Here is a 12,550-nt window from a genome sequence, read left to right as displayed (position 1 = left end):
ATGTACAAAAATTTTATCCGTTTACAAACGACAACAAACGATTTTAAACAACTATAAACGAATGTAAATATTTAATAACCGAATCGGCGTTTTTAATGGTCTTTACTTTGCCTCATCGAATAAATCGAAAACATGTTAAACCTTTAAAATTTTATATCATGAACAATTTAAGAAACAAAGTACAGTTAATCGGACACTTGGGTAACACACCTGAAATTATTAACTTAGAATCGGGCAAAAAATTAGCTAAATTCTCGTTAGCCACCAACGAAACCTACCGAACCGCAAAAGGTGAAACCGTAAAAGAAACCCAATGGCACAATTTAGTAGCGTGGGGTAAAACAGCCGACATTATTGCTCAATACGTGCAAAAAGGCAACGAAATTGCCATTGAAGGCAAATTGGTAAGTCGTAGCTACGACGATAAAAATGGCAACAAAAAATACGTTACCGAAATTGTAGTAAACGAACTGCTGATGTTGGGTGGGAAAAACTAAAACCCAATTAAAACTAAAACAAAAGAGCCACACAATGGTGCGGCTCTTTTGTTTTTAGAATTTTCTAAACCATTGGATAAATGGTATGGGTACTGGAGTAACTTGACCATTTCCATAAATACCCGCAAAACCAAACTGAAATGCTTTATTCGCTTCGCTTTGTATTCTAAAGCCTGGAATAATTAATGCAACAGGGCTGTAAGTAGTTGTTGTGGTTGATACTCCAGTTACCGAATTATAATTTGAATTGGTAAAACGAACGTCAGGAACAATAAATGAATCGAACACAAAACTAAATTTACTGCTGATTTTTGCCATTCCTGCAACCGAAAGCAAGGCATTGCCATCGGCATTACCACCATAAGCAATTACACCATAACCACCCGAAAAGGTAATGTTTGTTCTCCTATCTCCATAAGTTAACGAAGCATAAGGCAAGCCTAAAGCAAAATCTGGTGCTGCCCATGAACCTGTACCCAATAAAGTTCCAAGCCCAACATTCCATTTTTCATTGAGATTAAAACTATATTTAGCCGACCCAATTATTGGCATTCCAAACCAAGTAGTCATTAACCCAACTCCAAAAATATCGCTTACTCCAAAATGTATTTCTGGACCATACAAGTTCCACAACACATAATTTTCTCCTTTTTTAAGAGGCAAACCGTTGGTAGTAATAAAATAGCGTGTTGAAAATACTTAGTCAGGTATATACTCTCCACTTCTTCCTAATTGATCTTCCTCAACTGGTTTCATGGTTTTTATTTCTAGTTTAGGAATAGCTATTCTACCTATTTCTTTGGTTTCTAGAATCACCTCTCTTTCGTCTTGTTTAATTAGTTCTCCCACATACTCTCTACCCGCAAAGGTTTGTACCACAACTATTTTTTTGTAATACACATCGGTTTCTTCAGCATTTTCTTGTGCCAACAACACCTGAAACAATAGCATTACAACCGATACTAATATTAAAAAACTCTTTGTCATTTCTACTATTTTTTTTATAAAGGTACTAGAATTAGTGAGTTTTGTTGATTAAATATTGATTAAATAATAGAGTTGATTTGTAGTATTATTTTTATACATTTGATAGAAGATGTGTATGACGAATTTTTAAGATTTGTCATACATATAAATAAGTTAACGGTCATTGTAAACCGACACAGCAAAACGACTGAAATGAACGAAATTGAAACATACATTAAACAATTTCCCGACAACGTGCAGGAAATTTTGCGGAACATCAGAAAATTGGTAAAAGACAACGCAATCGAAGCAGAAGAAATGTTTGCCTACGGAATGCCTGCATACAAGACAAATAAAAAACCTTTGGTTTATTTTGCTGCGTTTAAAAATCATATCGGATTTTATGCAAAACCATCTGGACACCGTGAATTTCAAGACGAATTTTCAAAATACAAACAAGGGAAAGGGTCGGTACAGTTTCCTCTTGACAAACCAATTCCATACAAATTGATTGAAAGAATTGTAAAATTCAGAGTGACCGAAAACAACAAAAAGGCAAACGCTAAAAGAATTTTGACTAAACAGACTGATAACTAAAATGAAAGAATTTGTATTACTGTTCCGAATGGACATCATAAACGCAGAAGCACAACCAACGCCAAAACAAATGGAAACCTATATGCAACAATGGATAAGTTGGATAAACGAAATAGCCGACAATGACCAACTGGCAGATGGTGGAAACCATTTTTCCCGACAAGGACGAGTGCTAAAACCAAACAACGAAGTTGTTGAAACGCCACATATTGCCGACAATAATTCCATTGCGGGTTACATCATTGTTTTAGCAAAAAACATTGACGAAGCGACAAAAATTGCGGAAAAATGCCCAATCTTAAACGGACAAAACACGAGTGTTGAAGTACGAGAAACAGCACAACCCGGACAATAAACAAAGAACCGTTAACTAAGAAAGGCTCTCATTGAATTCGGCCTTTCATTTAAATCATAATCAAACTTATTTCGGAAAATGGAAAATAATAACAACGACCAAAAATCAAGCAGAAACGTTGCGACACCTTTCGCGCAGACATATTTTCACGGAACAAGGTCTGACTTGAAAGTTGGTGAATTTATTGAAGTTGGTTTCAGCTCTAATTACGGACAAAGAAAAAATGCAAAATACATTTTCCTCTCTGCGACATTGGACGCTGCAATTTGGGGCGCTGAACTTGCTTTTGGAGAAGAACGGGAAAGAATTTATTTGGTTGAACCAACTGGACCAATTGAAGACGACCCTGACTTGACTGACAAAAAATTTCCTGGAAATCCAACAAAATCTTTTCGTTCAACGCAACCATTTAAAATAGTTGGAGAAGTTACTAATTGGCAAGGACATTCACCTGAACAAGTTAAAGCAATGAAAGACGCCTTAACTAAACTTAAAGAGCAAGGAATTAATTCACTAAATGACGAGTAGTAAAATTATGAGAAAAGTAATTGCAGCCATCAATATGACACTTGACGGAGTTTGCGACCACACTGTTGGAATTGTTGATGAAAATCTTCACCAACATTATTCTGACCTTATAAATAATGCAGGAGTTATTTTATATGGTCGCACAACATATCAACTGATGCAATTTTGGCAAACGCTACTGCAAAATCCATCAGGTAAAAAATCAATGGACGACTTTGCAATTTCAATAGACAAAATTCCAAAAATTGTTTTTTCCGCCACACTAAATGAAACAAACTGGGACAGTGCAGAACCTTCTGACAGGCCTCTCAACGATAAAGTTTTGGAACTCAAACAACAATCAGGAAATGACATTTTAATTGGAAGTCGGAGCTTGATTATTCAACTGTTAAACAGTAATCTAATTGACGAATTTCAAATTTGTATTCACCCTATCATAGAAGGGAAAGGGCTAAGACTATTTGACCAAATAAAGAACAGAATAATGTTAAAACTCATTAAGACAAAAACATTAAACTCTGGTGCGACAATATTTTATTATGAACCAACACGAGAATAAAAATGAACGAAGTTGAAAATTACATATCACTGTTTAAACCTGAAATTCAATCAAGACTTGAAATTCTGCGACAATTATTTTTTGAAGTTTTACCAGACACAGAGGAAAGTATTCGCTATAAAATGCCAGCATTTAAAGTAGGCAAACATCATCTGTACTTTGCCGCACACAAAAGGCATATTGGTTTTTATCCAGTTTATGTACTGCCAGAAATTGAAGAAGAAGTCTCAAAATATAGAGCTAAAAAAACAAAAGACAGTCTACATTTTATGCTCGACAAACCTATGCCAATAGAATTAATAAAGAAAATTATAACGTTGAAATCAAAACTTTGATAAAAATGTCAGAACAAATAATAAACCTGAATATTGAGGTAACTGCCTTATTAGAAGCACTAAAACATCCGTTTAGAAATGAAATTGAGCAGTTGCGAATTTGTATTTTAGAAGCAAATAACAGATTGGAAGAAAACATAAAGTGGAACGGACCCAATTATTGTTTTAACAATGAAGACCGAATTACAATGAGAGTTCAACCTCCGACTAAGCAAGTACAGTTAATCTTTCATAGAGGTGCAAAAAAGCAGGCGCAACCTAAAGACAAATTAATATCTAATAAAAGCAAAATGTTAGTTTGGAAAGAAAATGATAGAGCAATTGTAACTTTTAAAAGTTTGCAAGACATCGAAAGTGGAAAAACTGAATTGACAACAATAATAAACGAATGGATAAAAGCAGCGAAATAAAACAACGAACCGCTAACAGCACCTATAAGAAATTGGCGGTTCGGTGGTTAAATGAAGTTCAGTTTTTCAATCAAACTTTTATGCAGGTTGAAAGTTTTGTGCTTCGACATCGCCAACTTCTTATAGCTGCAAACCGTTAATTTTTATTTTGCTGAATTTTAAACTCTTTAATCAACTGGTCTATGCTATTGGTAAATTTAAAGTGCTTGCGGGTTTCGGGTAAAAAGTTATCCAAATCGAAGGTTCGAGGGTAAATAAATTTAGCAAAAGCTAGTTTGGCTTCTTCGTATTCAAAAACAGTTAATACTTCTGCTACATGTTTAGCAATTAAACACGAATTAGCTAAATATTCTTTGCAATAAGCGAGTTTATCATCTTCCAAACGCTGGTTGTTTAAGTTTAGCTTAAAAGCAGCAAATTCATCGTCTTTTATTGGCCAAGGGCAACCCACTTTTCCATAATAATCAGGCATTTGGTAACGATTGGTAGTGTCGATTACTGTTGTATCTGTTTTTAAAACAGTATCTACTTTTGCTGTATTTATAGCTTGCGCGCCATACTTTACTACCAATTGGTTGGGTTCAATTACTTCGTAATCTGGAGCAATTTTTTTTAATTGTATGCCTTTTTCATTTATCGTGTACAAATGGTAAAAGCCCACATCGACAATGTTTAGGGGAGTTTCAAAAACAGCAGTATCGTTTACAAAGCGGATTTCTAAATAGTATTTACCTTGAGGAATTAATCCCGTAACTTTTAGGTTATTGGTAGCCGTTTTATTCACCAAAAAATTATTGATACTCGCTTGAAACAGTTTTGCTTCGTTGCTGCTTTTTACAACCACAGAGGTTTGTTGTGCAAAACTTACACCGCCAAACAATATCATTAAAACAACAACAAATACTTGTTTCTTCATTTACTACTTTTTACTACCAATATTCCTAATAAATTTGTCAGTTTGAGTGATTTTCGATAGAAAATTGTATCGAAAACAACAAATTTATTAAGCACTGTTCTCGATACATTTTTTGATTCATTGCATTGCTCAAAAAACACTCGAACTGACAACTCTCAAAATTTAGCTAAATAATTCACTAAACTTAAACGTATCTTTTAAACGCACTCCCTTTTCGGTATGTTGTACGGTACAACACTCATTTACAGCATCGTGCTCCAAAAACAACACGTATTCTTTGTCGGCTGCTTCTTTTAAAAACCGTCCTTTTTCATCTAAAGTAATTAAGGGACGAGTATCGTAACCCATTACATAAGGCAAGGGTATGTGTCCAACCGATGGCAACAAATCTGCCATAAAAACAACCGTTTTACCTTGATAATTAATGTGAGGAATCATTTGAGCATCGGTATGTCCATCAGCCAAGAGAATATCAAAATAGTTAAACCCGTCTTTATCAATAAATTTTAATTGATCTAACTCAATCATGGGTATAATGTTTTCTTTTAAAAACGAAGCTTTTTCACGTTGATTAGGCTCTGTTGCCCATTTCCAATGGCGGCTATTGGTCCAATAATTGGCATTTTTAAAGGTAGCTTCAAATTTTGTACGGTCGTTGTTCCATTTTATACCTCCACCACAATGGTCGAAATGCAAATGTGTTAAAAACACGTCGGTGATATCATCGGTACTAAATCCAAGTTTTTTTAGGTTGCCTTCTAGGCTGTCGTTTCCATGCAAGTAAAAATGACTAAAAAATTTATCATCTTGTTTGTTACCAATACCGTTATCAATCAAGGTTAGTTTATCACCATCCTCAATCAACATACAACGCATACTCCAATCGCACATGTTATTGCTGTCGGCAGGATTTGTTCGTTGCCAAATAGACTTTGGTACAACGCCAAACATGGCTCCACCATCTAATTTAAAATTTCCTGTATTTAAGGGATGTATTTTCATGTAATTAATTTTAAAATGAAGTACTTGATTTTCTCGCAGATTTCGGAAATTATCGCAGACAAAATCTGCGGATATCGGCGAAATCAGCGAGCACTAATTTTTTAAATTATTAATAATCAAAAATACCTATTTAAGATGAATTACATATACCGAACTAATAACAATGTAATGTTGAAAATTGAAGTTTTACTTTATTTTTAGCAAGTGGATATTAGGTAAGTTAGCAAAAAGAAAACAACTATGAGAGTACATTTTATTGCCATTGGCGGAAGTGCTATGCACAATTTAGCGATTGCTTTACACAAAAAAGGGTTTAACGTAACGGGGTCGGACGATGAGATTTTTGAACCCAGCAAAAGTAGAATTGCTAGCTATGGTTTGTTACCCGAAAAATTTGGTTGGGACGAAAATAGAATAACAGCCGATCTTGATGCTATAATTTTAGGAATGCACGCTCGAAAAGATAATCCTGAATTGTTAAAAGCACAAGAATTAGGTTTAAAAGTATATTCTTATCCTGAATACATTTACGAGCAATCAAAGGATAAAATTCGTGTAGTTATTGGTGGAAGCCATGGAAAAACATCCATTACCTCAATGGTTTTACACGTATTGAGTTACTGCAAAATAGATTTCGATTACATGGTAGGTGCTCAGTTGGCTGGTTTCGATACCATGGTAAAAATTACTGATGCAAAAATCATCGTTCTTGAAGGTGATGAATACCTCTCCTCTCCCATTGATTTACGTCCAAAGTTTCATTTGTACCATCCAAACATTGCCCTAATAAGCGGTATTGCTTGGGACCACATCAACGTTTTTCCAACTTTTGAAAACTATGTAGAGCAATTCAGCAAGTTTATTACTTTGATTGAAAAAGATGGCGTATTGGTGTATTGTAAAGCCGACCCAGAAGTAAACCGAGTGGCTTTAACTACTCCAAATCCTGATATTGACAGAATTGGATACCAAACCCCTGAAAATGTGATTGAGAATGGTGTTACTTCGGTAATCATTCATGGAAATAAAGTGCCGTTAGAAATTTTTGGCGACCACAACTTGCAAAACATGGAAGGTGCTCGATTGGTTTGTAATCAACTAAAAATTAACGACAACAAATTTTACGAAGCCATTCAAAGCTTTAAAGGTGCAGCCAAACGTTTAGAGTTAATCGCTAAAAACAATACTACTGCAATTTACAAGGATTTTGCTCATTCTCCATCAAAACTAAAAGCAACTACAGCTGCGGTTAAAAAACAATATCCCAATCGTAAATTAATTGCTTGTATGGAACTGCACACTTTTAGCAGCTTAAACAAAGCTTTTTTAAGCGAATACCACAACAGCATGGAAACTGCTGATGAGGCATATGTGTATTTTAGCTCACATACGCTCGAACACAAAAAATTGGCAGCTTTAAGTACCGATGAAGTGAAAGAAGCTTTTGGTTCAAAAAACGTTACAGTTTACACCAACTCCAACGAATTGTTTGATATGCTAAAAGCAAAGGATTGGAACAACAGCGTATTGCTTTTAATGAGTTCTGGAAATTTTGATGGTATTAACCTAAACCAATTTGGTGAAAAACTAATCTAATTCTAGTTAGAAATAAAACCAAAACCACATAGCTACATAGCTTGCCTTCTACAAAAAAACCATAAACCAAGCATAGTTTTCTCCGATATATCGGAGAAATGACTATTGAGTAACTTTTTAGAATGAACTTTAGCTATATTATTCTATGTACCTATGTGGTAAATACCTTGATGTATTTTTTAGGTTAACTAATAGTTGATTTACATTTACGCTGTTTATAACAAAAGTCAAAAAGCTTAATTTATCTAGCTTTTAAGCGTACTTTTGCTAAAAAGAACTAAATGAGTACTCCCTTTGTAAAGTTTAACGTTTCTGATAGACCTGAATTCATTAAAGAATTGAGAAAGAGAGTTAACCAACATTTTAAAGACAACAACATTTCTAAACATGCCAACCTAAACATGAAGTTTAAAACAGCTTTTATGATTAGCCTATACTTTACCCCACTGGTTTTAATGTTAACAGGTGTTATAAGCTCTTTTTGGTGGGTAATGTTAATGTGGTTAATTATGGGATTTGGTATGTCGGGTATTGGATTATCTATTATGCACGATGCCAATCATGGCTCTTATTCAAAGAATAAACATGTAAATGGAGTGCTTGGCTTTTTACTTAATTTTTTGGGTGCCTATCACGTAAATTGGAAGATACAACACAATGTTTTGCATCATACATTTACGAATGTAGAGGGTTTAGATGATGATATAGATGTGCCTGTTTTAAGATTATCGCCAAAACAAAAAAGCAGCAAATGGTTTATGTTTCAAGCTTATTATGCTTCTTTCCTGTATGGAATGATGACAATAAACTGGTTATTATTTAAAGATTTCGGAAAACTTTATCAGTACAAAAAACAAAACTTGCTGGCTGGTCAAGGATTAACTTATACCAAAGCCATGACCTTGCTAATTATAAATAAAGCTTGGTATTTAGGATTAACATTAGTTTTACCTCTAATTTTAGTTGATTTACCTTGGTGGCAAATTTTAATTGGATTTGTATTAATGCAATTTGTTTGCGGATTGATATTATCATACATTTTTCAACCTGCCCACGTAATTGAAGAAACTAGTTTCTACGAACCAGATACAAGTGGAAATGTAGAGAACAATTGGGCAATCCACCAACTACAAACTACAGCCAATTTTGCAGATAAAAGCGTTTTATTTTCTTGGTTTGTTGGCGGATTAAACTATCAAATTGAACATCATTTATTCCCAAATATTTGTCATGTTCATTATAAAAAATTATCGAAAATAGTAAAAGCAACCGCTTTAGAATTTAACTTACCTTACTACCAACATAAAACTTTTTTTGGAGCAGTAAGAAGTCATTTTGCATTGTTAAATCAGTTGGGAACTGGTTCTTACGACCTAAAAAACAGTTAAAGTAAATGGATAAGAATTCGACCATCGTTAAAATTTATCGAATAAATGCTTTTTTAGAAGGTGTATCTTTTTTAGTTCTTCTTGGAATTGCTATGCCTTTAAAATATCTGTACAACAAACCCGAAATGGTTAAAATTGTTGGGATGGCTCATGGTTTATTGTTTGTTGCATACATTTTATTGGTAGTTGTTGTAAGAGATCAATTAAAATGGAACATGAAAAACACTCTTTTAGCTTTAGCTGCATCAGTGTTTCCGTTTGGTACTTTTTATGCCGATAGAAAACTGTTTAAAAACAACTAATTATCCTTGATAATTGTCATTGATTAAGCTGTTTATTTCCTGTAATTTTGAGGAAAACAAACCTAAAATGTCTATTAAACTAAACATTCTATTTTCTACAACCTTAATTCTGTTTATTACAAGTTGCAAAGAAAGTAATCAAACTCAGACAAAACCAGTTCGTCAAGACATAACAGAATCTGTTTATTCATCGGTAACCATTCAGCCCGATAGTTTATATTCGGTTTATTCGCTTGCCACAGGTATTCTAGAAAAAGCATTAGTTGAAGAAGGCGATACGGTAGTAATTGGTCAAAACATTTTTCAAATTACCAACAACAATCCAAAGCTGAGTTCCGAAAATGCTCGATTGTCGATGGAAATTGCTAAAAGCAATTACAGTGGTCAACACGCTATTTTAGAAGATTTAAAAAACGAACTAAAATTAGCAGAACTAAGGTTTAAAAATGACTCGTTAAATTTTCAGCGTCAAGAAAATTTATGGAAACAGAAAATTGGTTCACAAGCCGAATACGATGGTAAAAAACTTGTTTTTGAAACCTCGCAACAAAACCTAAAAACATTAAAAAACAAGTATTTAAGAACCGAAAACGAGTTAAAACAACAAGTTCAACAAGCTACCAACAATTACGAGTCAACATTGTTCCTATCAAAAGACTATACCATTCAAAGTAAAATAAACGGGCGAGTTTACAGTATTTTTAAAAATGCAGGAGAACTTGTATTAGCCCAACAACCTATTGCCATGATTGGTAGCACCACTAAATTTATTGCCGAATTATTGGTTGATGAAGTTGATATTGTTAGAATAGCACTAAACCAATCGGTTTTAATAACCTTAGAAGCGTATAAAAATCAAGTGTTTGAAGCAAAAATCACTAAAATTTATCCTCAAAAGAATGAACGTTCGCAAACCTTTAAAGTTGAAGCCGAGTTTGTAGAGAATCCAAAAGCTTTATACCCAGGATTATCGGGCGAAGCAAACATCTTAATTTCAACCAAGAAAAATGCACTAGTGTTACCAAAAGTTTATTTAAACAAGGATAAAACCATTGAAACCACCAATGGAAAAAAAGCCGTTACTACTGGATTAGAAAGTTTAGACCAAATTGAAATTTTATCTGGTATCGATGAAAACACCCTAATTTACCTACCTGAAGAATAATGAATTGGTTTATTGTTATATTAAACATTTCAAAAACCCATTTGTTATCAAAAATAAAACAAACGGCTATAGCTGCTTTGGGCGTAACTTTTGGTATTGGTGCTTTTATTATTTTAATGAGTTTTATGACGGGCTTAAATGGCTTGTTAGATGGTTTAATTTTAGACCGTACACCGCACGTACACGTTTACAATGAAATTAAACAAACCAACAACCAACCTGTAAAATTGTTTGATGAATTATCGAACAACATGAATGTAGTGAGTTCGGTTAAACCAAAACAAACTCAATTAAAAATACACAATGCCCTACCAATCATCAATCACTTGAATCACGACCCCAAAGTAAAAATAGCTTTACCACAAGTTAAAACACAAGTTTTTTATGTTGCTGGAGCTATAGAATTAAATGGAATTGTAACTGGGATAAACCCAAAAGATGAATCAGCTTATTTTAATTTTCATAATTATATTGTTTCTGGTAGTGCCGAAGATTTAGAAAACAACTCTAACGCAATTTTAATTGGAATTGGTGCTGCAAAAAAAATGTCTTTAAAAATGGGCGACCGTGTTCAACTTGCAACTGCTAAAGGAGACATTATCCCTTTAAAAATTGTTGGATTTTTTCAAAGTGGTTTAGCTGATATCGACAATGTACAGAGCTATGTTAATTTAAAAACTGCTCAACGTATTTTAGGTGAAAACGAAAGCTACATTACCGATATTAATTTAAAACTACATAACATTGAAGATGCTGTACCAATGGCTAAAATGCTGAGCAAACAATATAATTTAACAGCCATTGACATTAACACTGCCAACGCACAATTTGAGACCGGAACATCAATTCGAAACTTAATAACTTATGCTGTTTCTTTTACACTTTTAATAGTAGCTGGTTTTGGAATATATAATATCTTAAACATGATGATTTACGAGAAAATGAACGATATTGCCATTTTAAAAGCAACTGGTTTTTCAGGTTTTGATGTAAAACTAATCTTTATCAGTCAGGCAGTAATTATTGGTTTTATAGGAGGTATTTTAGGATTAATATTGGGTTTTGTGGTGTCAACCATTATCAGTCATTTACCATTTGAAACAGAAGCACTACCAACCATAAAAACATTTCCTGTAAACTTTAATTACGTGTATTATGTGGTAGGAATGGTATTTGCCATGATTTCTACCTTTTTAGCAGGTTATTTACCTGCACAAAAAGCACAACGAATTGACCCCGTTGAAATAATAAGAGGACAATGACAACAGTTTTAGAAGCAAAAAATATCAATAAATTTTTTAAAGGTGCTGTAGATTTCCATGCACTTAAAGATGTGTCTTTTGATATTAAGCAAGGTGAATTTACTTCTATTATGGGTAAATCTGGCTGTGGAAAATCTACGCTTTTATATATCCTTTCTACCATGGATACAGACTATCAAGGCGAATTGTTTATCAACAACGAACTTATAACTGGAAAAACTGCTAATGAGTTGGCTTTTATCAGAAATAAACACATCGGTTTTGTTTTCCAATTTCATTACTTGTTACCAGAATTTACCATTTTAGAAAATGTGATGTTGCCAGCAAAAAAATTAGCCGAAAAATCGCTTCAAGAAATTGAACACGATGCAATGGAAAAACTAAACCTATTACACATTGGAGATCAAGCCTTAAAATTGGCCTCAAAAATTTCAGGTGGGCAAAAACAACGGGTTGCTATTGCTCGAGCTTTAATAAACAACCCTACCATTATAATGGGAGATGAACCAACGGGTAATTTAGATAGTCACAATGCCGATAATGTTTTTAATATTTTCAGACAATTAAGCCATGAACAAAATTTATCCCTGCTAGTTGTAACTCACGATAAAGAATTTGCGGATAAAACCGATCGAATTATTGAAATGGGTGATGGTAGTATAATTGGTTGAT

Annotated in this window: 17 protein-coding genes; 13 read left to right on the top strand and 4 right to left on the bottom strand. The window is 33.7% G+C overall.

The features are described from left to right. Positions 1 to 158 precede the first annotated feature (158 nt). Positions 159 to 497: a single-stranded DNA-binding protein gene (locus tag H6589_04670; protein MCB9173882.1), complete on the top strand. Its 339-nt coding sequence runs from the start codon at positions 159 to 161 to the stop codon at positions 495 to 497. Between the two features lie 54 nt (positions 498 to 551). On the opposite strand, the gene H6589_04665 is transcribed toward H6589_04670, so the two are convergent. After that, positions 552 to 1,160, bottom strand: coding sequence for a hypothetical protein (locus tag H6589_04665; protein MCB9173881.1), 609 nt, complete (start codon positions 1,158 to 1,160; stop codon positions 552 to 554). A 36-nt stretch (positions 1,161 to 1,196) separates the two neighbouring features. Beyond that, a complete protein-coding gene (locus H6589_04660) occupies positions 1,197 to 1,484 on the bottom strand; it encodes a hypothetical protein (GenBank protein ID MCB9173880.1) in 288 nt (95 codons plus the stop codon). Between the two features lie 192 nt (positions 1,485 to 1,676). Here H6589_04660 and H6589_04655 point away from each other — a divergent pair, with 192 nt between their 5' ends. From H6589_04655 to H6589_04630, 6 genes are all read left to right on the top strand, one after another. After that, positions 1,677 to 2,060: a DUF1801 domain-containing protein gene (locus H6589_04655; GenBank protein ID MCB9173879.1), complete on the top strand. Its 384-nt coding sequence runs from the start codon at positions 1,677 to 1,679 to the stop codon at positions 2,058 to 2,060. A gap of 1 nt (position 2,061) precedes the next feature. Continuing rightward, entirely contained in the window at positions 2,062 to 2,415 is a 354-nt protein-coding gene (locus H6589_04650) for a transcription initiation protein (protein ID MCB9173878.1), read from the top strand. A 78-nt stretch (positions 2,416 to 2,493) separates the two neighbouring features. Next, positions 2,494 to 2,943: an NAD(+)--rifampin ADP-ribosyltransferase gene (arr, locus tag H6589_04645; protein ID MCB9173877.1), complete on the top strand. Its 450-nt coding sequence runs from the start codon at positions 2,494 to 2,496 to the stop codon at positions 2,941 to 2,943. A gap of 7 nt (positions 2,944 to 2,950) precedes the next feature. After that, a complete protein-coding gene (locus H6589_04640; GenBank protein MCB9173876.1) occupies positions 2,951 to 3,502 on the top strand; it encodes a dihydrofolate reductase family protein in 552 nt (183 codons plus the stop codon). A gap of 2 nt (positions 3,503 to 3,504) precedes the next feature. Then, on the top strand, positions 3,505 to 3,837 hold the full coding sequence (locus H6589_04635) for a DUF1801 domain-containing protein (GenBank protein ID MCB9173875.1): 333 nt from the start codon (positions 3,505 to 3,507) through the stop codon (positions 3,835 to 3,837). 5 nt (positions 3,838 to 3,842) lie between these two features. Next, positions 3,843 to 4,247, top strand: a complete 405-nt coding sequence (locus H6589_04630) for a DUF1801 domain-containing protein (protein MCB9173874.1) — start codon at positions 3,843 to 3,845, stop codon at positions 4,245 to 4,247. 136 nt (positions 4,248 to 4,383) lie between these two features. Here H6589_04630 and H6589_04625 read toward each other — a convergent pair whose 3' ends face one another. Next, positions 4,384 to 5,163: a DUF4476 domain-containing protein gene (locus tag H6589_04625; protein ID MCB9173873.1), complete on the bottom strand. Its 780-nt coding sequence runs from the start codon at positions 5,161 to 5,163 to the stop codon at positions 4,384 to 4,386. A 162-nt stretch (positions 5,164 to 5,325) separates the two neighbouring features. Beyond that, a complete protein-coding gene (locus H6589_04620; protein MCB9173872.1) occupies positions 5,326 to 6,165 on the bottom strand; it encodes an MBL fold metallo-hydrolase in 840 nt (279 codons plus the stop codon). A 240-nt stretch (positions 6,166 to 6,405) separates the two neighbouring features. On the opposite strand from H6589_04620, the gene H6589_04615 reads away from it, so the two are divergent. From H6589_04615 to H6589_04590, 6 genes are all read left to right on the top strand, one after another. Then, positions 6,406 to 7,761 (top strand): peptidoglycan synthetase, encoded by a 1,356-nt coding sequence (locus H6589_04615; protein MCB9173871.1) that lies wholly within the window; start codon positions 6,406 to 6,408, stop codon positions 7,759 to 7,761. Positions 7,762 to 8,042: 281 nt separating this feature from the next. Further along, on the top strand, positions 8,043 to 9,149 hold the full coding sequence (locus H6589_04610) for an acyl-CoA desaturase (GenBank protein MCB9173870.1): 1,107 nt from the start codon (positions 8,043 to 8,045) through the stop codon (positions 9,147 to 9,149). A 5-nt stretch (positions 9,150 to 9,154) separates the two neighbouring features. Continuing rightward, entirely contained in the window at positions 9,155 to 9,451 is a 297-nt protein-coding gene (locus tag H6589_04605; protein MCB9173869.1) for a DUF3817 domain-containing protein, read from the top strand. Between the two features lie 67 nt (positions 9,452 to 9,518). Then, complete coding sequence (locus H6589_04600) at positions 9,519 to 10,616, top strand: efflux RND transporter periplasmic adaptor subunit (protein MCB9173868.1); 1,098 nt, start codon at positions 9,519 to 9,521, stop codon at positions 10,614 to 10,616. Then, positions 10,613 to 11,878 (top strand): ABC transporter permease, encoded by a 1,266-nt coding sequence (locus H6589_04595; protein ID MCB9173867.1) that lies wholly within the window; start codon positions 10,613 to 10,615, stop codon positions 11,876 to 11,878. The genes H6589_04600 and H6589_04595 overlap by 4 nt, the downstream gene beginning before the upstream one ends. Then, complete coding sequence (locus tag H6589_04590; protein MCB9173866.1) at positions 11,875 to 12,549, top strand: ABC transporter ATP-binding protein; 675 nt, start codon at positions 11,875 to 11,877, stop codon at positions 12,547 to 12,549. The genes H6589_04595 and H6589_04590 overlap by 4 nt, the downstream gene beginning before the upstream one ends. Position 12,550 lies beyond the last annotated feature (1 nt).

This window comes from Flavobacteriales bacterium (assembly GCA_020635795.1).
In the GTDB taxonomy this organism is placed as follows: domain Bacteria; phylum Bacteroidota; class Bacteroidia; order Flavobacteriales_E; family Vicingaceae; genus Vicingus.
This window is presented reverse-complemented; position numbering and strand designations above follow the sequence as displayed.

Coding starts and splice junctions, on each gene's coding strand:
- H6589_04670 (MCB9173882.1), top strand. CDS start 159: ATGAACAATTTAAGAAACAAAGTACAGTTAATCGGACACTTGGGTAAC.
- H6589_04660 (MCB9173880.1), bottom strand. CDS start 1,484: ATGACAAAGAGTTTTTTAATATTAGTATCGGTTGTAATGCTATTGTTT.
- H6589_04655 (MCB9173879.1), top strand. CDS start 1,677: ATGAACGAAATTGAAACATACATTAAACAATTTCCCGACAACGTGCAG.
- H6589_04650 (MCB9173878.1), top strand. CDS start 2,062: ATGAAAGAATTTGTATTACTGTTCCGAATGGACATCATAAACGCAGAA.
- arr (MCB9173877.1), top strand. CDS start 2,494: ATGGAAAATAATAACAACGACCAAAAATCAAGCAGAAACGTTGCGACA.
- H6589_04640 (MCB9173876.1), top strand. CDS start 2,951: ATGAGAAAAGTAATTGCAGCCATCAATATGACACTTGACGGAGTTTGC.
- H6589_04635 (MCB9173875.1), top strand. CDS start 3,505: ATGAACGAAGTTGAAAATTACATATCACTGTTTAAACCTGAAATTCAA.
- H6589_04630 (MCB9173874.1), top strand. CDS start 3,843: ATGTCAGAACAAATAATAAACCTGAATATTGAGGTAACTGCCTTATTA.
- H6589_04625 (MCB9173873.1), bottom strand. CDS start 5,163: ATGAAGAAACAAGTATTTGTTGTTGTTTTAATGATATTGTTTGGCGGT.
- H6589_04620 (MCB9173872.1), bottom strand. CDS start 6,165: ATGAAAATACATCCCTTAAATACAGGAAATTTTAAATTAGATGGTGGA.
- H6589_04615 (MCB9173871.1), top strand. CDS start 6,406: ATGAGAGTACATTTTATTGCCATTGGCGGAAGTGCTATGCACAATTTA.
- H6589_04610 (MCB9173870.1), top strand. CDS start 8,043: ATGAGTACTCCCTTTGTAAAGTTTAACGTTTCTGATAGACCTGAATTC.
- H6589_04605 (MCB9173869.1), top strand. CDS start 9,155: ATGGATAAGAATTCGACCATCGTTAAAATTTATCGAATAAATGCTTTT.
- H6589_04600 (MCB9173868.1), top strand. CDS start 9,519: ATGTCTATTAAACTAAACATTCTATTTTCTACAACCTTAATTCTGTTT.
- H6589_04590 (MCB9173866.1), top strand. CDS start 11,875: ATGACAACAGTTTTAGAAGCAAAAAATATCAATAAATTTTTTAAAGGT.